Here is a 21,247-nt window from a genome sequence, read left to right as displayed (position 1 = left end):
GGTCTCAGCGCGTCACGATCTTTATTATCGTTGCAAACAGAATGCGGACGTCTTCGCACAGCGTATGCGTCGCCGCGTAGCGCTGATAGTAGTCCAGTTTTTCCGGCAGCACCCGTTCCAGATAGGCGCGTTCCGGATCGTCGGCCCCTGCGAGAATGTCGTTCTCGTCTATCATGCGGATCGACGCCCAGTCGGTGATGCCGGGGCGCACCGACAGCACCCGCTCACGCACGTCGGCCGGGTATTGCGCCACATAGCGCGGGACTTCCGGCCGCGGCCCGACCAGGCTCATATCGCCCAGCACCACGTCCAGCAATTGCGGCAATTCGTCGAGCTTGGTCTTGCGCAGCACCCGTCCAGCCCGCGTCACGCGCGCATCGGCGCCGACGGTCAACTGCCCGCGCGCCTCCGCGTCCACGCACATGGTGCGAAATTTGTGAATGCGAAACTCCACCCCGCCGCGACCGACCCGCACCTGGCGGAAAAACACCGGCCCGGGCGAGTCCAGCCGCACCCACAGCGCAATCGCGAGCAGAAAGGGCGAGAGCAGCAACAGGCCGCAGCCGCCGGCGACAAGATCGAACAGGCGCTTCACGCACATCGATCCCGGGCGGGGAGAGGGCGGCCCGGATATCATGCGCTCAGGATTTCCCGCATGGCTGCAATCACCTGCGTTTGATCGGCATCGCTCATCCGCGTATACAACGGAATCGACACCTCGCCCTCGAATGCGCGCTGGGCATGCGGGAAGCGGTCCGGCACGAGGCCATAGCGATCGCGCCAGACAGGCTGCAGATGCAGGGGGATGAAGTGGACAGAGCAACCGATGCCACGCTCGGCCATGCGCGCGATGAAATCGCCGCGTTCGATGCCGGCTTCCGGCTTCAGCCGCACAGCATACACATGCCAGGCATGCACATCACCGGCATGGACCGGATGCGCGGGCAGAATCAGCGGCAAGTCCGCCAGCTCACGATCATAGCGCTCGGCCAGATGCTGGCGTTGCTCGAGGAAACGCGGCAACTTCTTCAACTGATGCAGCCCCATCGCCGCGGCAATGTCGGTCATATTGTATTTGAAGCCCGGCTCGATCACTTCGTAAAACCAGGCCGGCTTGGTGGAGACGTAGCGATCGAACGCGTCGCGGCTGATGCCATGCAGACGCATCACCTTGCAGCGCTTGATCAGTTCGGGATTCTTCGACACCACCATGCCGCCTTCGCCGGTGGTCATGGTTTTGTTGGCATAGAAACTGAACACGGTGACATCGGATTGCAGTGTGCCGATGCGCTGACCGCGCCAACTGGTCGGCAGAGCGTGCGCCGCGTCTTCGACCACCTTGAGTCCGTGCTCGCGCGCGATGTCCAGAATCGCATCCATATCGCAGGACAAACCGGCGAAATGGACGGGCATGATCGCACGCGTCTTCGGCGTGATCGCCGCACGCACCGCCGCCGCATCGATATTCAGGGTCGCCGGGTCGATATCGACCAGTACGGGATCGGCACCGAGATAGCGAACCACCTCGGCCGTGCTGGTAAAGGTATAGGTCGGGACAATCACTTCGTCGCCGGGGCCGATGCCGACGGCTTCCAGGGCCAGATGCAGGCCGGCTGTCGCCGAATTCACCGCAATGGCTTCGACGCCGCCTCCAATGAACGCGGCGAAATCGGCCTCGAACTGTTTGGTCTTCGGGCCCGTGGTCACCCAGCCGGAACGTAGGGCATCGACGACTTCGTTGATTTCTTCTTCGCCGATTTCCGGCAAGGCAAAAGGCAGGAATGGTTCGCTCATCATTGCTCACTCATCAAATTAGGCAGATCGAGGAATCCTGCCGCACGCGGCAGGCAGGCATCCAGAAAACGTGCGGCCAGCACCCGATAATCGTGGTTTTCCAGCACATAGCGCCGGCCGGCCGCCCCCATTTCCGCGCGCGCGGCGGGGCTCAGCGCCAGCATATGCGTGAGGGCCGCGGCAATCGCGGCGGGGTCTTCCGCCGCCACCGACAAGCCGGCGCCGGCCTCGCGCACGATATCGTTGCCGGCGTCGACCGAATGGATCACCGGTTTGGCCGCCATCATATAATCGAACAGCTTGTTCGGATTGATCCCGAAACGGTAGATCGGAAGTTTACGCCAACCGATAAACAAGGTGTCCATTCGTGCCAGCAAAGCCGGCACGGCGCGCTTGGGCAAGGCCGGCAGAAAATGGACATGCTCGAGCCCCGCTGCCTGCGCGCGCTGTTGCAGCGCGGCTTTGTCCGGCCCGTCACCGACCAGGACAAAGGACAGCGGCAAGGTCGTCACCTGTGCCGCGGCTTCGAGCAAATAATCGAGCGCATTGGCCAGACCATGCCCGCCGGCATAACCGACCACGAAGCGGCCTTCGGCCGCCAGGCGGTCGAGCAGCGCTTCATGTTGTTCGCCAAGGGGCAGACTCGCCCCCTGCCACTCGGCAACATCGACTCCATTGGGGACGACGCTGTATTTGTCCGGCGCCATGCCATGACTCTGCATGTGTTCGCGGGCGCAAGGCAACATCGACACCACGGCATCCGCGTGGCGGTAGGCAAAATTTTCGGCCCACTGCATCAGGCGGATGAAAGGATGGCGCGGCGACATGCCGCCGACTTCGACCGGCGTCAACGGCCACAGGTCGTGCACCTCATAGGCGAGCCTGGCACGGCTGCGATGGGCAATCCAGGCCGCCGGCACCGCATCCAGCGGATAGGTGCTCGAAGCGATGACCAGATCCGGGCGCCAGCGGCCGAGCCGGGCGCGCAGCAGTTGTCCGAGAAAAGCAAAAATATTGAGCACGCGCCCGAGACCATTGCCGGCATAGGATGGCGTACGGCACCACAGATAGCGGATGCCGTCGATCTCTTCGGACCGGTAACTGTGCTCCAGCTGCGGGTTATGCTGGCGCAGATGCGAATAGTCGGCGGCAACCATCGTCACTTCGTGACCGCTGCGCACCCACTCCCGCGCCAGATAATAGGGGCGGAACTCCATACCGTGTCGCGGCGACCCGGCATAGTGGTTGATATAGAGAATTTTCATTGATCAGTCGTCAGTTCGCGGTAGAGCGCCAGCAATTTGGCGGCCTCGGCGTCCCAGCCATAGCGGGCCAGCACCGCGCGCTTGCCGGCCTCGCCCATGGCGCGCGCGCGCTCGTCGTCGGCAAGCAGGCTGCTTATCGCCGCTGCGATCGCCTGCGGGTCTTGCGGATCGACCAGCAGGCCGCAACCGGCGCCATCGACGATCGCGCGCCAGACCGGAAAATCGGACGCAATCACCGGCATGCCTGCCGCCATGTATTCGAATAACTTGATAGGCAAGGCGTCGACATAATTCGGCGTGGGAAACAGGGTCACCAGACCGATGCGCGAGCGTGCGAGCACGGCACCGACGCCGGCGCGGTCGAGCATGCCCAAATCGTTGACCCGCTCCCAGCCGGCCGCGGCTTGCATATGCGTCTTGAGGTCGGGTTCGCTCCACGGCCCGGCCAGGTTCAAGCGAACCGGCAACCCGGGCAGGGCAGCCACGATGGGCTCAATCCCACGGATGCGCGAGATGCCTCCGATATAGCAGACCTCGTTGCGCCGACTTTCCCATGGCGTATCGCGGATCAGCTCTTGCAGGATGGGAAAATTGCAGATGTCGATCGCCCGGCGGTTGAGGCGGGCAAAACGCTCGCGGATATGCGGCGTCGACGTCGCGATGGCATCGAAGCGGCGCGCCGCCGCGTTTTCCAGCACTTCGAACGCGCGCGAAACCAGGCCGCGCAACAGCGCGGGAATCCAGTACTTGGCCATGATCTGGCGCGGGACGTCTTCATGGACGTCGTAGACGACCCGGATGCCGGCCCGCTTGAGTTTCAAGGCCGCCAGCAGCAATTCCGGATCGTGAAAATGCACCGCGTCGGGCTTGAGCGCCAGCGCGGCGCGCAGCACGCGGCCGACGGTCGAAGTCATGCGCGACAGCCGCCCGCCACGCTTGGCGCCGACGTCATGAATGCGTACGCCGTCGCGGATTTCTTCGCCGAGCCCGTCAGCCACGATCAGTGTGACATCGTGCCCGGCCGCAGCCAGCGAGCGGCACTCCTTGACGAAAATACGGATATCGTGGCGCGGGTGGGCGCTGGTCAGGTGAACGATTTTCATAGTGTGGCCCCGTCCGCCGCAGCGGTTCGGGCAGGCAGGGTTAGCAGATCGCGGTACAGTCCGGCAAAACGCCGCATATTGTCCGCGTGCAGGGCTTTCTGTGCCACCAGGCGGCGGTTGATGGCGGCAATCTCGTTCAGGCGCGCGTCGTCGTCGGCGTCGGACAGCGCCGCCTCCAGTGCGGCGGCCAGGCGCGAGACGTCTTCGACGATGCGCCCGTTAAGGCCATCGATCACCCATTCGCCATTGGCAGGCAGATTGGATAGCAGCGGCAGGCAGCCGTGGCCCATCGCCTCGAGCAGACTGATGCTGGTGCCATCCGATGTCGGCACGCTGACGAATACGCGGCTGTCGCGGTACAAGCCGCCGAGCGTGGCGCTGTCGACAAAGCCGGTAAACTCGATGCGACGCAGCCCGAGCTCGAGTGCCAGACGCTTGAGCGCCTCGCTCTGCTCTCCGCTCGCCGCGACGGTCAACGACCAGTCGGGATGGCGAGCTTCAATTTCGCCCCAGGCACGAACGATCGCATCGACGCGATACAACGGTTTGTGCAGGCGACAGGAGAGCACCCGTCGCGGCTTGGCCGCGCAATCGACCGCCGGCGGCAAGGCATCCATGCCGTAGTTCAGCATCTCGATGCGCATGGGCTTCGCGCTCAGCTCGCGGATACGGGCCGCCATATACAGGGAATCCGAGGTAACGGCATCGGCGGCAAGCAGATTGCCGCGCACCATGCGCGCAAACCAGGCATTGCGCTGCGGCAGAAGCAGGACATCCGAGCCCCAGGCCGTCAGCACGCGCGGCACCGGGCTGCCGCCCAGTGCGCGCCGCGCATGCCACGCGACGCTATTGGCCTGATGCACGTGCACCAGCGACGGCGAGACCGCCTGCGCCCAGCGCCGTAGGCGCGAAGCCGTGCCGAACGCGGTCAGGCTGAAATCCAGCCGGCACACGCCGGCCAGATTCGCGGGGCGATGCTCGGGAGGCGGCTCCCCGTTGCACGCCAGCCACACTTCGCGCGCATACGGGGCGATACCGCTCAGAAAGCGCCAGGTGTGGATGGACGCCGACCCCACGACCATCAGTTTGTCGACGGCAAAATCAGTCACTCGACCAGGCCTCATACAAGGGTAACAACTCGGGGTGCTCGGCCAGCCAGGCGCTGTCCATGTCGCGGGTATCGCCAAGCACCTTGGCCGGATTGCCGGCCAGGATGGCGAAATCGGGGTACACCCCTGCCTGGACGAAGCTGTAGGCGGAAACCAGCGATCCCTTGCCCAGCACCACGCCCGGCATCAACACGGAATGCGGGCCGAGGAAGCTGTAGGCGCCGACATGGCTGCTCTTTTTCAGATAACCGGTGTGGCTGCGGTGATCGAGGTAAGCGCGCCCGTAAAGCCGGATCGCGATATGGCTGGAATGGGTGAGAATGGAAACGTAGTTGGTGATCTGGCAACCCTCGTCTATGCGCAGGCCGCCGGAGGCGTCGATAAAGTTGAAATGCCCGATATAGACATTATCTTCCACTTGCAACAAGTGGCCATGTTCGACCCGGGTCATGTTGGAGACCCGGGTGCGCTTGAGCAACACGCCGTCACCACGGCGAAAACCGTAGACCATGCGCGGGTGCAACCACGCGGAGAAGCGAAAACGGAGACGTGTCCACAGGCTTTGCAGTTTCATTTGGCGATCCGGTACAACCAGGCAAAATACAGCAGAAAATAGCCCACCATCACCCAGGCCAGCAGACTGAACGCCTGGACCGGGTCACCCCACAACTTGAAACCTGCCCACAGGGCGCCGATGAAAAGCACCATCTGCACAAGGGAGATAAGAAACGCCTGGCGTTGTTTCTTGACGACGAGCGGCAACGTGGAAAGCGGGGACGCCACAAAGTGGAGCAAGATGAACGGCGCGATCGCTTCGGCGTACAGACCCGCCGTTCCCCAAGTCTTTCCGAGCACCAGAGCGAACAATGGTTCCCCTGCAAACCTAATTATTATAAAAGGCAGCAATGCCAGCCCGCCCAACACCAGCATCAGACGCCGCAGAATCGGCCGCAGCGGCGCACCGGCATTGCGGGCCTGCGCGAGTTCGCGATACGCGACCTGCGATACGGCCTGGCCGATCAAGGCGGCCGGAAGCTTCACCAGCAGCATCATGCGCCCGTAAAACCCGACCGTCGACGTGCTGGCCAGCGTCACTAACAGCCACATGGTAACCGAATCCTGCAGCGCGCCGACAAAAGCATGCGGCGTATTCACTTTGGGAAATTCGACATACTCCGCCGCCACCGAACGCATGGTCGAACGGTCCATCTGGTGACGCCAGGGGAAGCGCTGCTTGATATCGATCCAGGCCTGCGCGAGCAGGGAACCGGCTTGCCCGGCCAGCTGCCCGAGAATCAGTCCGCAGGGACCGGCAGCCAGCAGACCGCCGCCGAGCTGCACCAGCGACATGCCTACAGCCTGCCCCATGCGCCCGTTGGCATTCGCGCGATAGCGCAGTTGGCGATTGTTCCAGTTGGTCCATGCCTGAGTCAGGCCGGCGAACCACAGCGACAGCGGCAGCAAGGGCAGCAAGAGCACGAGCTGGCGCCCCTGGTCCGGCCGTAGCAGGGAATGTACCGCCAGCGCATTGCCGCCGAACAGGCCGAACACCATCACCGCCAGTGCCAGCACGGTCGAAAACAGCAGCGCGAGCCCCATCAGGTTGATCGCGCGCCGTTCGTCGGCCGGCAGCACGATGGCCATTTCATAGCGCGCCGTCGCCAGCACCGCAAGATTGGACATCCAGGTGCTGTAAACGGTAAATACACCGAAGTCATGGGGGGTGTACAAGCGCGTCAGAACAGGCTGCACGAGCAAGGGCAGCATCTGTGCCAACGCCGCGCCAGTCACCAGCGTGACGATATGACGCACAAACTCGCCCTTCAGCATGCCGAGGCAACGCGCCCGCATGCCGCCCGCGCGCCACTCAGCCCAGCGCACGCTTCACGGCCGCCACGATGGCATCCTGGGTGGCTTCGTCGAGGAAGGGATGCATGGGCAAGCTCATCACGCGGCGCGAAGCCGCTTCGGCGTGCGGAAAACTGCCGGCCGGCTGCTTCAGATCGGCGAAAGCCGGCTGCAGGTTCAGCGGCACCGGGTAGTGCACGGCGGTCGGTACGCCCGCCTCCTTGAGACTGGCCTGCACCGCTTCGCGCGCATCGACTTCGATCGTGTACTGCGCGTATACGCTGTTGGCGCCGTCGCTCACCACCGGCACCCGCACGGCATCGCCGAGCAGCGCGCTATAACGCGCGCCGATGCGTTCGCGCGCAGCGAGCTCATCAGCGAAGCTCGGCAGCTTGGCCAGCAAAATCGCCGCCTGCAAGGTATCGATGCGACCGTTGATGCCGATCTGCGGATGATGGTAGCGCCGGTCCTGGCCGTGGATGCGGATCTGCCGCATTTTCAGCGCGAGCGCATCGTCGTCGGTGAAGCAGGCACCGCCGTCGCCGTAGCAACCGAGCGGCTTGGACGGGAAGAAACTGGTCGTGCCTATGGTGGACAGCGCCCCCGAACGGCGGCCGCGATAGACGGCGCCGAAGCTCTGGGCGCCGTCCTCGATCACGGGCAGACCATGGCGTTCGGCCACGGCGTTGATCGCGTCGAAATCGGCGCACTGTCCGTACAAGCTGACCGGCATGATCGCGCGCGTGCGCGGCGTGATCGCGGCTTCGAGCAGCGCGGGATCGAGGTTATAGGTCTGCGGATCGATATCGACGAACACCGGCCGGGCGCCCAGCAAGGCGATCATTTCGCCGGTGGCGATAAAGGTGAACGGCGTGGTGATGACTTCGTCGCCGGCGCGTATGCCCAGCGCCATCAGTGCGATCAGCAGCGCCGTCGTGCCATCGGAGACGCCGATGGCATGCTTGACGCCGACAAAATCGGCCAGCTGCCGTTCGAGCTCGGCCACTTCCGGGCCCATGATGTATTGGCCGTGGTCGAGCACCGTCTGGATGCGGGCGTCGATGGCGGGTTTCAGATGTTGATACTGCGCCTTGAGGTCGATGAAGTTGATGCTCATTGCGAGGGGTCCTTTGCCGGGCGGTCGACGCCGCCCCATGTTAGCTGTCGCGTCAGAGCGGCAGACAGTGTTCGTCACTCAGCTCATAGCGCTGTGCGCACGCCGGGCACGCATGCTCGCCCGCCGCCGGCAGGCGCTCGCCGCACGCGCACATCCAGCCGAGGCGGTGCGCGGGATTGCCGACCATCAGGGCGTAGGGCGCGACATTGCCCGTCACCACGGCGCCGGCGCCGATAAACGCGTATTCGCCGATCTCGTGCCCGCACACCACGGTGGCATTGGCGCCGATCGATGCGCCGCGCCGTACCACGGTGCGCCGGTATTCATGCTTGCGCGTCACGTGACTGCGCGGATTGTTCACATTGGTGAACACCATGGACGGACCGCAGAAGACATCGTCTTCCAGCGTCACGGCGTCGTAGATCGAGACATTGTTCTGTACTTTGACATTGTCGCCGATCACGACATCGTTGCCGACAAACACGTTCTGACCGAACGAGCAGCGCTCGCCGATGCGTGCGCCGCCGCAGATATGCGCCCAGTGCCAGACGCGCGAGCCGGCGCCGATGACGGCGCCGTCATCGACGATGGCGGTGGGGTGAACCGTATACGAAGTCGTCATTGCGCAGCTCCTGCTCAATAATCGAGCGGCAGGCTGACACGACGACCGTCGCGTGCCGACAGATACATCGCGATCAGCAGTTCCAGCGACTTCAGGCCTTCGCGACCGTCGGTCTCCGGCTCGGCCGTGCCCTGCATCACGTTAATGACATTGTCATAGTAACGCGGATGACCGAAACCATAGACGCTGGTGGTGGCATAGCTGGCCTTGGCGATTTCCTCGTCCATCGGATGCGGCTCTGCGAATTCCCAGTTCTGGATTTCGTTGACCGCCATCCCGCCCACGCGCACCGTGCCTTTTTCGCCCAGGATGGTGATCGAGCCTTCCAGGTTCTTCGGGTAGGTCAGCATGGTGACGTTCATGCTGCCCAAGGCACCGGAACGCCATTTGACACTGACCACGCCGGTATCTTCGACTTCGATATTGCGCGCCAGCGTCGCGGTATAGGCCTGCACGCTTTCCACCGGCCCGACCAGCCAGTCGAGCAGGTCGACGTAATGGCTGGCCTGGTTCATGAAGGCACCGCCATCGTATTCCCAGGTGCCGCGCCATTCGGCCGAGTCGTAATAGGACTGCGGACGGGTCCAGAAGACATTGAGGTTGACCATGTACAGCCGGCCGAAGCGGCCGGCCTGCATCGCGCGCTTCAGCAGCTGCAGGGTGTCGTTGCGTCGATTCTGCTTGACCACGAACAAGCGCTTGCCGAGGCGGTCGAACGCCTTCACCATCTCCAGACCATCCTGCCACCGCGTCGCCATCGGCTTCTCGGTCACCACGTGGAAGCCGGCCTCCGCACACTGCACCGCCTGCGCCGGGTGCAGGCCCGACGGCGTCGTCAGAATCACCAGGTCGGCGCTGGTCGAGGCCAGCATCGCGGTCAGATCGTCGTGCCCGCGCGCGCCGGTGCGCTCCACGGCGGCGGCCAGCGCCGCCGGATCGATATCACAGACGTCGACCAGCTCGGCGCGGTCGGCGTGCTGTTCCAGCGAACCGAAGTGATTGGCGGCAATGCGGCCGCAACCTACCAGGGCGAAGCGGATCTTGCGATCGGTAATGGGTTTTGCGTGGGCGATGTGCATGGTTGTCTGTCTCAAGAAATGGCAAAGGGCGACCACCGGGTCGCCCGCTCATTGCACCTTGGCCGGCTTACGCCTTGACGATGTGGTCGGCCGGTTCCAGATACTTGCCGCGCGAGTCGACGATCAACTTGGCGGTTTCTTTGATCAACGCGTAATCGAACTTGTCATGATCGGTGGTGATCACCACGCAATCGAAACTCCGCAGCGTTTCGGCGGTCAGCGGCACGCTGGCGAGGTCGAAATGATGCTCGCGCATCTTGGGGAACACCGCCACATGCGGGTCGGAATAGGCGACGTCGGCGCCGAGGTCGCGCAGCCGTTCCATCACCATCACCGACGGACTTTCACGCATGTCGTCGACGTTTTTCTTGTACGCGATGCCGAGCACCAGCACGCGGCTGCCCTTGATCGACTTCTGGCGCTGGTTGAGCGCCGCGCCGACCTTGGAAACCACGTAGTCGGGCATATTCGAGTTCACTTCGCCGGCCAGCTCGATGAAACGGGTATTGACGCCGTATTCACGCGCTTTCCAGGTCAGATAGAACGGATCGATCGGGATACAGTGGCCGCCGAGGCCCGGGCCCGGATAGTAGGGCACGAAACCGAAAGGTTTGGTCGCGGCCGCACGGATCACTTCATGGATATCGATGCCCATGCGGTCGGCGACGATCTTCATCTCGTTGACCAGACCGATGTTGACCGCGCGATGGATGTTCTCCAGCAGCTTGGTCATCTCGGCGGCGCGGGTCGACGACATCGGCACCACTTTGTCGATCACCGCGGAATACAAGGCCACGCCGATTTCGCGGCAGGCTTCGGTCACGCCGCCGCACACCTTGGGAATCGTGCGGGTGGTGAAATCGGGATTGCCCGGATCTTCGCGCTCCGGCGAGAACACCAGGAAGGCGTCTTCGCCAACCTTGAAACCGCGCGACTCGATGCGCGGCAGCAGTTCTTCGTCGGTCGTGCCCGGATAGGTGGTCGACTCCAGCGACACCATCTGGCCGGCGCGCAGGTAGGGCACCAGGGCATCGATGGTATTGATGACGAAGGACAGATCCGGCTCGCGATATTTATTAAGCGGGGTCGGCACGCACATGATCAGGGCATCGGCTTCGGACGCACGCGTGAAATCGGCGGTCGCTTCGAAACCGCGCTCCAGCGACTCGGCGATGGAAGCGGCGGAAATATGTTCGATGTACGAACGGCCGGCGTTCAGCGCGTCGACCTTGCTGACGTCGATATCGAAACCGACGACTTTGTAACCCACTTCGGCAAAACGCAACATCAACGGCAGGCCAACATAGCCGAGGCCGACGATGCCAATGACAGCGGACTTGTCCGCAATACGATTCAGCAGTTGCTGCTTGATCACGATGACGATCCTAGAAAGAAAAAAATCCTGGAGCCGCGCCATCGGGGCGCGGCTCGAATATTCTTGACGCGATGCGGAGTCTGACGCATGCAGGCAAGGCCTGTGCTGATCTGACTCAAAGCGACGACACGCCGGGAGCGGCCATTATACGCCCCTTGATTCCCGGTCTAGCAAGCATCAACACGTCGTAAAACGGGTTTCACAGCAACAGTCGGCTACCGTTGTGCTGATTGGCTATTTTCAGACGTTCGACAAAGTCGCCGAACTCGAGCCCGAAGCGGCGCTCCAACTCGTCCGCGCGACGTTCGAGTGCGTCCCAGCGCGCGATTTGCGGCGTATCCCGGAACGCCATCACTGCCACATTGCCGTGGCTGACCGCCGGCAACTCGATCACCCTCCCCTCGAACACATTGAACAAACGCTCGAGAAAGGTGTTGTAGCGCTTGTCTCCGCTCCACCAGTTGGTCACGAACATGCCGCCCGGACGCATCGCGCGGTGGCAATCGGCGAAAAAGTCCTCGGTGGTCAGCGCATCCACGATCTGCAGGCCATCGAAGCCATCGACCAGAATCACATCGGTCGAGTCGCGAAAAATCTTCACATAATCGGCGCCGTCCGCCTCGACGATCTCGAAGCGCTCGCCCTCTTCCGGCAACTCAAAAAAGGCGCGCGCCACCGCGATCACCTGCGGATTGATATCGACCACCACGCTGGTGGTCGAGCGCAGGTAGAAAGCGATGAAGCGTGCCAGCGAGCCTCCGCCGAGGCCGATCTGCAAGATATGCTGCGGATCGGGATCGAACAGCAGAAAACCCATCATCGCGCGGCTGTAGGACAGCACCAGATCGGTCGGATCTTCCAGATTCATCGAGCTCTGAATGGTGGCCGAACCCAGATGCAGCGAACGGATGCCGTCGACCTCGCTGATCTCGACCTCGGGCATGGCGTCGACGCCGGGGCGCACGCGGCGCCGGAAAGGATGACGCGCCTTATTCGCCACAGGCAGCCTCCCGCGGTCGCGAATCCAGAATACTGATCGCGGCGCGGCCGGAGGCCGGCTCGCCGAATTCTTCCTTGTCGAAAGCGGTATCCCCCCCGGCTGCCGGCACCTCGCCCAGGCGCAGGCCGGCGAAGTCGAACAGCGCGGTATCGGCCAGATGCGACGGCACCACATTGCGCAGCGCGCGGAACATGGTCTCGGCGCGCCCCGGGAAGCGGCGATCCCAGTCGTTGATCATTTCTTTCACCACCTGACGCTGCAGATTGGGCTGCGAACCGCACAGATTGCACGGAATGATGGGGAATTCGCGCAGAGCGGCATAGCGCTCGAGATCGGACTCGCGGCAATAGGCGAGCGGGCGTATCACCATATGGCGCCCGTCGTCCGACACCAGCTTCGGCGGCATCGACTTGAGTTTGCCGGCGTAGAACATATTCAGGAACAGCGTCTGCAGAATATCGTCGCGATGATGGCCGAGCGCGATCTTGGTCGCTCCGACTTCGTCGGCGACGCGGTACAGAATGCCGCGCCGCAGTCGCGAACACAACGCGCACGTGGTCTTGCCCTCGGGCACCACGCGCTTGACGATGGAATAGGTGTCTTCTTCGACGATGCGGTATTCGACCCCAATGGACTTCAGGTAATCGGGAAGCACATGCGCGGGAAATCCCGGCTGCTTCTGGTCGAGATTGACGGCAACGATGGAAAACGCGATCGGAGCCGATTGCTGCAGACCGAGCAGGATATCGAGCAGCGCATAGCTGTCCTTGCCCCCTGACAGGCAGACCATGACGCGGTCTCCCTCCTCGATCATGTTGTAATCGTTGATGGCGTCACCCACATGGTGACGCAGGCGCTTGGTCAGTTTTCCGCCTTCATAGGCGGCTTTCCTGGCCTTCGCATCGGCGACGGAATCGAGTTCTGGCATGACAGCAGTAAGAGATTGAAAAAACGGACGATTTTAGCGCGTTTTGGCGTACAGGAACAGGGACTCCTACAGAACCACGCTGCGACCGCCGTCGACCGCGATCACCTGCCCGGTGATATAAGCCGCCTCCTCCGACAGAAGGAAAGCGACCACGCGCGCCAGATCGCGGGGCTCGCCGATGCGCCCGAGCGGAATCGCCGACTCGATCGCCGCGCGCACGTCGGCCGTGAAGACCGACGCGCCTTCAGGCCAGATATTGCTGCCGGGGGCGACGCCGTTGACACGGACCTGCGGCGCGAGTTCCAGCGCCAGGGTCCGGATCAGCTGCGCATGCCCGGCCTTGGCCAGGTTGTAGACCACATGCCCTTTCAGCGGACGTTCGGCATGAATGTCGACGATGCCGACGATGGCGCCGCCACTGGCTAGCAAGGCCGGGGCCGCCGCCTGCGCAAGAAACAGCGGCGCTTTCAGATTGCTGCCGATCAAGTCGTCCCACTCCACTTCGTCTATCTGCCCGACGCCGCCGGGGAAAAAACTGGAGGCATTGTTGACCAGACCGTCGAGGCGGCCGAAATGCGCGAGTGCGCACTCGACCAGGCGCGGCAGACTGGCGGTATCGAGAAGGTCGGCCTGCACGAGCGCCACCGACCCCGGCCGCACCGCCTCCAGCTCACGCTGCAAGGCCTCCGCCTCGGCGCGCGACGAGCGGTAGTGCAGAACCAGCCTTGCGCCACGCTGATGCAGGCAACGCGCGATGGCGGCGCCGATGCGACGCGCCCCGCCGGTAATCAACACCACCTTGTCAGTCAGCATGCTTCATACCCTTCCTCCGTCCGAGCCGGATGAAAACAGCGCACCCTCTTCTCCTCATCATCGCTTTCGCCCACAATCCTGTCTACGTCAACGCGGGCGCCGAGATACGGCGACACCGCCAACTATCGCGCAAGGACCCCCGATGCAAGCGCTACCCCCGCCGTCGCCCGAAGCCCTGACCGTCAGCCACGAGCTGGTGGAACACATCGCCCGCACCATCGTCGACGCCGGCGGCTGGATCCCGTTCAGCCGTTATATGGAACTCGCACTGTACACGCCAGCCCTGGGCTACTACAGCGCCGGCAGCCACAAGCTCGGCGCCGGCGGCGATTTCACCACCGCTCCCGAGATGAGCCCCCTGTTCGGCCGCACCCTGGCACGACAACTGGCCGAGCTGCTGCCGCAGACCGACGGAATGATATATGAGTTCGGGGCCGGCAGCGGCCGGCTGGCGGTCGATGTCCTGCGCGAGTTGCAGGCGCTGGGGTGCCTGCCCGCGCGCTACATCATCGTCGACCTGTCCGCCGACCTGATCGCGCGCCAGCGCGCCACCCTGGCCCAGGAACTGCCGCAGCTCGCCGACCGCATCGAATGGGCGTCCAGCCTGCCGCCGCAGATGGACGGCATCGTCATCGGCAACGAGGTCCTCGACGCGATGCCGTGCGAGCTGATCCACTGGACCCCGCAGCCCTTGCGCCGCGGCGTGGCGCTCGGCAGCGACGGCTTCGTCTGGGAAGACCGGGCGATAGACGACGAGCGGCTGGAAACACTGGCGCGCGCGCGCGCGACCGGCAGCGACGACTACATCTCGGAAATCAGCCTCGGCAATCTCGCCTTTATCCAGACCCTGGCCGGGCGGCTGCGGCGCGGCGCGATCCTGCTGATCGACTACGGCTTCCCCGGCGCCGAGTACTATCATCCGCAGCGCGCGACCGGCACCCTGATCGGCCACTACCGTCACCACAGCGTCGACGAACCGTTCTATCTGCCGGGGCTGATGGATCTGACCTGCCATGTCGACTTCAGCGCCGTGGCCGAGGCCGGCATCGACGCCGGCCTCGACCTGATCGGCTACACCACGCAGGCCCAGTTCCTGATCAACGCCGGCATCACCGCCCTGTTGCAGGAAACCGACCCCGACGACCTCGCGCACTATCTGCCGCAGGTGTCGCAGGTACAGAAGCTGCTCGGGCCGAGCGAGATGGGAGAATTGTTCAAAGTGATAGGCTTCGGACGCGGCGTCGACATCGACTGGATCGGGTTTGTCGACGGCGACCGCTGCCGCACGCTATGACCCGGCCGGGGCGATAAAAAATTCTGTCGGCCGACTATTGACAGGGTACGGCAGCCACAGTAATATTCGCCCCACTTCGTTGCAGCAATGCAGCCGAAGCGTGGCGAATTAGCTCAGTCGGTTAGAGCGACGGAATCATAATCCGCAGGTCCGGGGTTCGAGTCCCTGATTCGCCACCAGGATTACAAGGGGTGATGCGCAAGCATCACCCCTTTTCCGTTTCTGGCTGTGCCGTAATTGTGCCGCGCGCCATCACCACATCGATGGTGCGAGCATGATCAGCCAGATTCGCCGGACTCAAGTGCGCATAGCGCTGCACCATCTGTACCGACTTCCACCCGCCCATCTCCTGCACCACATACAACGGCGTGCCGTTCTGCACCAGCCACGACGCCCAGCAATGGCGCAAGTCGTGCCAGCGGAAATTCTCGATCCCCGCCTCCTTCAGCGCCTTGCGAAACGCGCGCGTATTGGCATTGGCCACCGGCTTGCCGTGGCAGGTAAACACCCGCGTAGGGTGTATGCCCTGCTGACGCGCCAGCACGGCATAGGCGGTATCGTTGAGGCTGACATGATGATCGACCTGATTCTTCATCTGGTCGCCGTGAAACCACACCACGCGACGCTCCAGATCGACCTGCGACCATTCCAGCTTCAGCACATTGGATTGCCGCAGCCCGGTTGCCAGCGAAAACAACACCAGTTCGCGCGCGTGTGGCTGCAACAAATCCAATAGCATTCTGGCCTGCTCCGGCGTCAGCCAACGGACCCTGCGTTTAGCTTCTTTAAAGAGCGTCACCTTGGGTACACGGTCCAGCCACTCCCACTCCAGCGAAGCTTTGCGCAGAATCGCCCGGATCAACGCCAGATAGCGGTTGGCCGTGGCCGGACTCGCCTCTTGCGCCTTCAGGTTGGCAATCTGTTTGATCAGATCGCGCGTGATTGCTTCCAGCGGTTTGCCACCCAAATGGGGCTGCAACCAGCGCAATTTGACCTTGTCTTCGTTGTGCGTTCGCTTGTGGCCCGTTTCCATCAGCCATTGATAGGCTGCTTGGTCCCAGGTGTAGGTCGGGCGTTCGCCCAGCTTCCCGACCCGCCACGCCTCGGCTTTTACCCGGTCGTGGAATTCTTGGGCTTCTTGCTTGTTTTCGGTGCCAGCAGAGACGCGAGTTCTCTTGCCGCCCGGACTGATGAAATCAACCCACCAGGTACTGCCGCGTTTGAAAAGTGCCATGTTTGTTCACTCCCATGATCACCTTGCAACGCTTGCCTTCTCGAAGCATAAAGCGAACGCAGGTAATTTTGCAGATCCTCTTCCAGAAAAACCCATTGCTTACCGGGTTTGGCGGCGGGTATCAGCCCCCTTTTCGCCCGACGTCGCAATTCCTCCGGGTGCATCTTCAACAGCTGGGCGGCCTCGATCAGTGTCAGCGTCTGCATATCAGCCCCCCAAGCCCAGATCGTCGCGCGAGCAACCCCGGTCACGGTCCAGATCCAGCGCCGACGACTTCAGATCCTGGCGCGACATCACGTCGGGCAGCATCTCGCGGTCATTGGTGTAGATCTTCACCTCTTCACGCGCCCGACTGATCGCCACGTAGTAGGCGCTTTCATTAGAAGTCAGGCTGCGCGTATCAGCATCGATCAACACCCGATCCACGGTCTGGCCCTGCGCAGAATGGATCGTGGAGCAATAACCATGATCGAGATGCAGCGGCTTGCTGGCATCCAACTGCACCGTGTTTTGCTCGTCGAGCATCAAGGTGATGGTCTGCCGCTGCGCATCGATGGACAGCACCGATGCACGGTCGCCATTCACCAACCCCTGCATATGATCATTGCCAGTCACCCGAACCCGGTCGCCGGGCGCAAACTCGCGCACCGCCACCCGGTAGGCGGTCATATAGGTTTGCAGAGCAGGACGCCATTCGACTTGCTGGCCGTCCGCCTTTTCCAGCGACACCCGCCCGTCTCTGGCGCCCAGCACCTTGGCAACCTCGCCGCGAGCCATACCAATGGACTCATAGTTACGCAACGCCTCGACAAGATCCCCCGGCTGATAACTGACACTAGAACGCGCCTGCGCCGCGGTCATATCCTTGCGGTCCAGCGTCACGGCGGGCATACCCAGCCCCGCCAATCCGGTTTGCGCGCGCACCTCGGCATTGATCGCGTCGCGGGCATAATGCGTCCCGGCCACAATCAGCGTTTCTGCGCGTTGCGCACCATCCAACGCCGCATAATCGCTGGCGATCTGCGCGTAACGGCTGGCACTGATGCCGATTTCGCACACTTTTGCATCCAGCACCGCCAGTGAGCGTTCCACCTGCCCCTGCGCCGCCAGCTCGACCGCGTTTTTCAACTGCGCATCATGCTGACGCTGGATCTCGCCCATCTGCGCCGTGGACATACCCGCCTCTTGCAACTGCGCAAATGGCCGCCCGGCTTCCACCGCCTTCAATTGTTGGGTATCGCCGACCATCACAATGCGCGCATTGGCCTGCTCAACGGCATTCAGCACCGCATGCATGTCCTTGGCCGACACCATGCCCGCCTCATCCATGACCAGCACCGTTTTACTGTCCAGCGACTGTTCACGGGCAAGAAACGATGCAATCGTCTGGCTCGGAATCTCGGCCTTGCCCAGCTCACGCGCGGCGGCGGCAGAAGGCGCAATCCCCAACACACGATAGCCTTGCTGCTCAGCCATGCCGTGCGCGGTTTTCAGCATGGTGGTTTTGCCGGTGCCTGCCGCCCCTTGGATTGCGGATATGCGCGCATCGGTGGACAGCAACAGACAAGCCGCCCCCTGCTGACCCGCATTTAACGATGTTTGATCAAGGGTACGCCGGGCCTCTCGCTCGGATAGCAATGGTTCCACCGCCCCCCGCCCGCGCGCCTCTACCGACAACATATCGCGCTCGCGCTGCTGCGCTTCCAATGTCGTGTAATGTCCGTGCGCAGAAATCACCGCCCCATCGGCCACCTGACGTTCCAGCTCCGTGCGGATACTCTCCAGATCGGTAGCGCCGGTCCCGTGCTCCAGTGCGGCCTGAATCACCTGGACTTGGTTGACGACAGATTGGCGTTCGGTGGTATGCGCCATCGCATAACAAACCGCATCACGCGCAGCGGCTAGCCGGTCTTGCACAAGCTCGGCAGGTGATGGCCGCTCGAACCCAATCCCCAGCTCCTGGCTTTTCTCCCGCCATTGCTCACGCAAAACAGCGCGGTCAATCTCACCTTTGGCATCACGTGTCGCCAGCGCGATAATCTCTTTCTCTCGGGCCGTCGCCATTTCGCGCGTTTTGCCCTGCTCGGCCAACACCGCCTCAATCGCGTTGCTGCGCTGACTAAACGCTTCGATCTGTTTCTCTGTGAAATGCGCCAGCTCGAACCGCCCATCATGATGCGTTTGCCGGATTTCATACCCGAGCCGCTGTACCTCCAACGCCAGCTCATTGCGGTACAGCGCACCAATTAGCTTTTGCTGGTGGTAGAACTCGGTCTGTTCCAGTGCGCGCCACTCGCCGTCCGAACGCTGGGTGGCATTGATGGCCACGGCATGCGTATGCAGATTCGGATCAAGCGCGCGGCTCAGATCGTGGCGGAAACCGGCAACCAGCAAATTACCGCTTATCTCGCTGTACGTTACCCCGTCTTCTGTTACGCGGTAACCTGCTAGCCGCTCGGCGTAACCCAGCGCCCGACTCACCGCCAACTCGTGGGCGGCCACCAATCGCGCATCGCCGCCTACCAACGTTTGCACCGACACGCTCTTAGGTGCAGAAAAGGTGAAATCCGTCGCCGCGCGCCTACCTTCGGCGGCGTTCGGCAATTGCACACCGTTCGGCAACAAGCCATCCAGCATGCGGCCAAACGTCTCGGCATCGACTTCGCCCGACAAGCCCAGCCGTTCCGCCCCTGCACCCATCCATTTAGAAGGCGCGGAATCCTGGCGGTAGTAATCGTCGGCCCCGGCGTAATAACCCGCTGCAGATGCCCCCGGCAACACTTTGGACATAGAGAGCATCGCTATTCCTCCATCGCCGCCATCACCACCGGCATATCACGCGGCCCGATGTTGATTAACCGGGTCGGGTGATCCCCCGCAAGCGCCAGATACGCCGTCAGATTCGGCAGTGAAGTTAGCTCGCTCGGCAATGCGATGCGCTCGGTACTCTTCTCCACCGTCACGCCACGGCTAATCCCCTGCGGCCCCTCGTTCGTGCTGTGCTTTTGCCGCTGTACTTCTCGTTCGCCCAAAGCCCGCGAAAGCACTTCAGCGGTGTCAGGGTCGCTTTTCGACAACCCTAAAACGATCAGATTGCGGAAACAGGAGCGCAATACAGTTGCGCCTGCATTGCCATAGCGCCGATCAAGCTGGGCGGTGCTTTGCAACCCGGCCACCACACACAAACCATGCTTGCGACCGCGCGTTAAAGCGCCTTCCAGCGATCCCAACCGCTCCAGCGCGCCAAGCTCATCGAGCACAAGCCAGATGCGCCGCTCAGAGTCAGGCGGCAGGGATAGCACCGCATTGGCAAGAATGTCCGCCCAGCTAGAAATCAGCGGCATCAACGTCGGCTGCATATCTTCGCGCCAGTTAATAAACAGATTTCCGGTTCCCTCATGCAACCAGTCCCGCAAACTGAACGCCCCCGGCTTCAAATAGCGGTGAGGGTTTAAATAGGCGGTCAGGATGAAGCGTGTGCTCGCGAGAGCACGCGCTGAATCGTGATCGAACAGCCCGGCGACCGCACTACCGGCCAGCAACTGACCAAGTTCCGCACTGCTCGTGACAGTCACCCTGCGCATCAAGGACTCGGTATTGTTTTCTCCCCGAATCATCAGCGCGCGCATGGTTTCCGCAAGCAAGGTCTGAGCATAGAAATGCCACTGAGCGTCCGCGCCCTCCCCGTCCGGGATGATCGAACGCGCCAGCCGGTCGTAATCATAGTCGTGCCGCACTTCATTAAAGATTGACCAGCACTGTCCGCGTCGGTCGAATGGATTCAATACCGAGTCACCTCCACGACCGAAGCGACTCATATGATGTCCTGCAGGATCAATGACAATCACGCGGTCGCCGCGCGGAATAACCGAAGATAGCAATTCGGAGAGTAGCGTCGTTTTGCCAGAGCCGGTCGAACCCGCAAGAAGCCAGTGCAATGGCTCAACATCACGAGGGACATCCACCCCGCCCAACATGATCGGTTGCTGTGTTGCGACACGCGAGCCGAATAGACGATCAAATAGCTTCATCACTTTTGCCCCTCTCCGCGGTGATCAATAAAGCGTCCGCCACGCTGGTAATGAACTTGCGCCTGTCCCCTCCACCACAGAGCGATGGCCAAATAGATGACGGTTGTGAGCAAAAACCCGATAGCGATACACCCACGAAATAGCAGGGCCTGGACCGGGTGAGCCGAAAAATCAAAAGAACACGTCAACACAGAAAACCAATTCGACAGATCGACATTCATTTCTAACAAGCACCACCCCCAAGTCGTTGCTGACAGCATGGTTGTGGCGAGGATAAAAATCAGGTAACGCCGTCCCCAGATCGAGCACACCCGCAAAATGGGATCATGTGTCATACCCGCACCCTCCCCCTGTGTCAGGGTAGTTGAGATGATCCCTTTTCAGGGATTTCATACTCAATCCAGGGGGCCGGAATTTCACCATGTCGCGTTTATCCAAGGCTCGTAAAGACGCCATCCTGAACAGAATGCTAGCGCCGCATCCGCCCTCCATCCGCGAGTTGGCACAAAGGGAGGGGGTCTCCGAAACAACGCTATACAATTGGCGGAATCAGCTTCGTAAACAAGGTCGTCCCGTGCCCGAACATGACCGCAGCAGTGAGAACTGGTCTGCACAAACTAAATTCGCCGTCGTCG

General features: G+C 62.2%; 20 protein-coding genes, 1 tRNA gene and 1 pseudogene. 3 read left to right on the top strand and 19 right to left on the bottom strand.

Features of this window, described 5'->3' with window-relative positions; genetic code table 11:
• Nucleotides 1-4: 4 nt before the first annotated feature.
• The 14 genes from G520_RS0113405 to G520_RS0113340 form a co-directional block, all read right to left on the bottom strand.
• Nucleotides 5-601, bottom strand: coding sequence for a sugar transferase (locus G520_RS0113405; protein WP_028536108.1), 597 nt, complete (start codon nt 599-601; stop codon nt 5-7).
• 32 nt (nt 602-633) lie between these two features.
• Nucleotides 634-1,797: a DegT/DnrJ/EryC1/StrS family aminotransferase gene (locus G520_RS0113400; protein WP_028536107.1), complete on the bottom strand. Its 1,164-nt coding sequence runs from the start codon at nt 1,795-1,797 to the stop codon at nt 634-636.
• On the bottom strand, nt 1,794-3,059 hold the full coding sequence (locus G520_RS22810) for a glycosyltransferase family 4 protein (protein ID WP_051229395.1): 1,266 nt from the start codon (nt 3,057-3,059) through the stop codon (nt 1,794-1,796). Before G520_RS22810 ends, G520_RS0113400 begins: the two co-directional genes overlap by 4 nt.
• On the bottom strand, nt 3,056-4,162 hold the full coding sequence (locus G520_RS0113390; RefSeq protein ID WP_028536106.1) for a glycosyltransferase family 4 protein: 1,107 nt from the start codon (nt 4,160-4,162) through the stop codon (nt 3,056-3,058). The genes G520_RS22810 and G520_RS0113390 overlap by 4 nt, the downstream gene beginning before the upstream one ends.
• Nucleotides 4,159-5,271, bottom strand: coding sequence for a glycosyltransferase family 4 protein (locus G520_RS22805; RefSeq protein WP_246542690.1), 1,113 nt, complete (start codon nt 5,269-5,271; stop codon nt 4,159-4,161). Before G520_RS22805 ends, G520_RS0113390 begins: the two co-directional genes overlap by 4 nt.
• Nucleotides 5,264-5,845, bottom strand: coding sequence for an acyltransferase (locus G520_RS0113380; RefSeq protein ID WP_051229393.1), 582 nt, complete (start codon nt 5,843-5,845; stop codon nt 5,264-5,266). Before G520_RS0113380 ends, G520_RS22805 begins: the two co-directional genes overlap by 8 nt.
• Nucleotides 5,842-7,122, bottom strand: a complete 1,281-nt coding sequence (locus tag G520_RS0113375; RefSeq protein WP_036666338.1) for a lipopolysaccharide biosynthesis protein — start codon at nt 7,120-7,122, stop codon at nt 5,842-5,844. Before G520_RS0113375 ends, G520_RS0113380 begins: the two co-directional genes overlap by 4 nt.
• Before the next feature lie 16 nt (nt 7,123-7,138).
• The gene (locus tag G520_RS0113370; RefSeq protein ID WP_036666336.1) at nt 7,139-8,236 is read right to left on the bottom strand and encodes a DegT/DnrJ/EryC1/StrS family aminotransferase; all 1,098 of its coding nucleotides are present in this window, start codon (nt 8,234-8,236) and stop codon (nt 7,139-7,141) included.
• A 52-nt stretch (nt 8,237-8,288) separates the two neighbouring features.
• Entirely contained in the window at nt 8,289-8,858 is a 570-nt protein-coding gene (locus tag G520_RS0113365; RefSeq protein ID WP_028536102.1) for an acyltransferase, read from the bottom strand.
• A gap of 14 nt (nt 8,859-8,872) precedes the next feature.
• Nucleotides 8,873-9,937 carry a Gfo/Idh/MocA family protein gene (locus tag G520_RS0113360; protein WP_028536101.1) on the bottom strand — a complete coding sequence of 355 codons (1,065 nt, stop codon included), beginning with the start codon at nt 9,935-9,937 and terminating at the stop codon, nt 8,873-8,875.
• A gap of 67 nt (nt 9,938-10,004) precedes the next feature.
• Nucleotides 10,005-11,309 (bottom strand): nucleotide sugar dehydrogenase, encoded by a 1,305-nt coding sequence (locus G520_RS0113355; RefSeq protein WP_028536100.1) that lies wholly within the window; start codon nt 11,307-11,309, stop codon nt 10,005-10,007.
• A gap of 202 nt (nt 11,310-11,511) precedes the next feature.
• Nucleotides 11,512-12,312: a polyamine aminopropyltransferase gene (locus G520_RS0113350; RefSeq protein ID WP_028536099.1), complete on the bottom strand. Its 801-nt coding sequence runs from the start codon at nt 12,310-12,312 to the stop codon at nt 11,512-11,514.
• The gene (gene ttcA / locus G520_RS22800; RefSeq protein ID WP_036666335.1) at nt 12,302-13,240 is read right to left on the bottom strand and encodes a tRNA 2-thiocytidine(32) synthetase TtcA; all 939 of its coding nucleotides are present in this window, start codon (nt 13,238-13,240) and stop codon (nt 12,302-12,304) included. The genes G520_RS0113350 and ttcA overlap by 11 nt, the downstream gene beginning before the upstream one ends.
• 66 nt (nt 13,241-13,306) lie before the next feature.
• A complete protein-coding gene (locus G520_RS0113340) occupies nt 13,307-14,053 on the bottom strand; it encodes a pteridine reductase (RefSeq protein ID WP_028536098.1) in 747 nt (248 codons plus the stop codon).
• 142 nt (nt 14,054-14,195) lie between these two features.
• On the opposite strand from G520_RS0113340, the gene G520_RS0113335 reads away from it, so the two are divergent.
• Together G520_RS0113335 and G520_RS0113330 are read left to right on the top strand one after the other, a co-directional pair.
• Nucleotides 14,196-15,347 (top strand): class I SAM-dependent methyltransferase, encoded by a 1,152-nt coding sequence (locus G520_RS0113335; RefSeq protein WP_028536097.1) that lies wholly within the window; start codon nt 14,196-14,198, stop codon nt 15,345-15,347.
• A 102-nt stretch (nt 15,348-15,449) separates the two neighbouring features.
• A tRNA-Met gene (locus tag G520_RS0113330) sits at nt 15,450-15,526 on the top strand.
• A gap of 26 nt (nt 15,527-15,552) precedes the next feature.
• Here G520_RS0113330 and G520_RS0113325 read toward each other — a convergent pair.
• The 5 genes and pseudogenes from G520_RS0113325 to G520_RS0113310 all read right to left on the bottom strand — a co-directional run bounded on the left by G520_RS0113325 (nt 15,553) and on the right by G520_RS0113310 (nt 20,947).
• Nucleotides 15,553-16,581 carry a tyrosine-type recombinase/integrase gene (locus G520_RS0113325; protein WP_028536096.1) on the bottom strand — a complete coding sequence of 343 codons (1,029 nt, stop codon included), beginning with the start codon at nt 16,579-16,581 and terminating at the stop codon, nt 15,553-15,555.
• 65 nt (nt 16,582-16,646) lie between these two features.
• A pseudogene (locus G520_RS25830) lies at nt 16,647-16,787 on the bottom strand (helix-turn-helix domain-containing protein); the annotation flags it as partial.
• A 1-nt stretch (nt 16,788) separates the two neighbouring features.
• Nucleotides 16,789-19,371: a MobF family relaxase gene (mobF, locus tag G520_RS22795; protein WP_169449844.1), complete on the bottom strand. Its 2,583-nt coding sequence runs from the start codon at nt 19,369-19,371 to the stop codon at nt 16,789-16,791.
• Nucleotides 19,372-19,382: 11 nt separating this feature from the next.
• Nucleotides 19,383-20,612, bottom strand: coding sequence for a type IV secretion system DNA-binding domain-containing protein (locus G520_RS22790; protein ID WP_084637632.1), 1,230 nt, complete (start codon nt 20,610-20,612; stop codon nt 19,383-19,385).
• Nucleotides 20,612-20,947, bottom strand: a complete 336-nt coding sequence (locus G520_RS0113310) for a hypothetical protein (RefSeq protein WP_028536095.1) — start codon at nt 20,945-20,947, stop codon at nt 20,612-20,614. Before G520_RS0113310 ends, G520_RS22790 begins: the two co-directional genes overlap by 1 nt.
• 86 nt (nt 20,948-21,033) lie before the next feature.
• Here G520_RS0113310 and G520_RS24500 point away from each other — a divergent pair.
• Nucleotides 21,034-21,247, top strand: a 214-nt coding sequence (locus tag G520_RS24500; protein ID WP_156876945.1) for a transposase, incomplete at its 3' end; no start/stop codon positions are given.

Source organism: Paludibacterium yongneupense DSM 18731 (assembly GCF_000422925.1).
GTDB lineage: Bacteria > Pseudomonadota > Gammaproteobacteria > Burkholderiales > Chromobacteriaceae > Paludibacterium > Paludibacterium yongneupense.
This window is presented reverse-complemented; position numbering and strand designations above follow the sequence as displayed.

What these genes read in the sequence shown, in the direction of transcription:
- G520_RS0113370 (WP_036666336.1), bottom strand. Translation starts at nt 8,236, where the DNA reads ATGAGCATCAACTTCATCGACCTCAAGGCGCAGTATCAACATCTGAAA.
- G520_RS22790 (WP_084637632.1), bottom strand. Translation starts at nt 20,612, where the DNA reads ATGAAGCTATTTGATCGTCTATTCGGCTCGCGTGTCGCAACACAGCAA.
- ttcA (WP_036666335.1), bottom strand. Translation starts at nt 13,240, where the DNA reads ATGCCAGAACTCGATTCCGTCGCCGATGCGAAGGCCAGGAAAGCCGCC.
- G520_RS0113380 (WP_051229393.1), bottom strand. Translation starts at nt 5,845, where the DNA reads ATGAAACTGCAAAGCCTGTGGACACGTCTCCGTTTTCGCTTCTCCGCG.
- G520_RS0113310 (WP_028536095.1), bottom strand. Translation starts at nt 20,947, where the DNA reads ATGACACATGATCCCATTTTGCGGGTGTGCTCGATCTGGGGACGGCGT.
- G520_RS22810 (WP_051229395.1), bottom strand. Translation starts at nt 3,059, where the DNA reads ATGAAAATTCTCTATATCAACCACTATGCCGGGTCGCCGCGACACGGT.
- G520_RS0113335 (WP_028536097.1), top strand. Translation starts at nt 14,196, where the DNA reads ATGCAAGCGCTACCCCCGCCGTCGCCCGAAGCCCTGACCGTCAGCCAC.
- G520_RS0113405 (WP_028536108.1), bottom strand. Translation starts at nt 601, where the DNA reads ATGTGCGTGAAGCGCCTGTTCGATCTTGTCGCCGGCGGCTGCGGCCTG.
- G520_RS0113375 (WP_036666338.1), bottom strand. Translation starts at nt 7,122, where the DNA reads ATGCGGGCGCGTTGCCTCGGCATGCTGAAGGGCGAGTTTGTGCGTCAT.
- G520_RS0113340 (WP_028536098.1), bottom strand. Translation starts at nt 14,053, where the DNA reads ATGCTGACTGACAAGGTGGTGTTGATTACCGGCGGGGCGCGTCGCATC.
- G520_RS0113400 (WP_028536107.1), bottom strand. Translation starts at nt 1,797, where the DNA reads ATGATGAGCGAACCATTCCTGCCTTTTGCCTTGCCGGAAATCGGCGAA.
- G520_RS0113360 (WP_028536101.1), bottom strand. Translation starts at nt 9,937, where the DNA reads ATGCACATCGCCCACGCAAAACCCATTACCGATCGCAAGATCCGCTTC.
- mobF (WP_169449844.1), bottom strand. Translation starts at nt 19,371, where the DNA reads ATGTCCAAAGTGTTGCCGGGGGCATCTGCAGCGGGTTATTACGCCGGG.
- G520_RS0113365 (WP_028536102.1), bottom strand. Translation starts at nt 8,858, where the DNA reads ATGACGACTTCGTATACGGTTCACCCCACCGCCATCGTCGATGACGGC.
- G520_RS0113390 (WP_028536106.1), bottom strand. Translation starts at nt 4,162, where the DNA reads ATGAAAATCGTTCACCTGACCAGCGCCCACCCGCGCCACGATATCCGT.
- G520_RS0113325 (WP_028536096.1), bottom strand. Translation starts at nt 16,581, where the DNA reads ATGGCACTTTTCAAACGCGGCAGTACCTGGTGGGTTGATTTCATCAGT.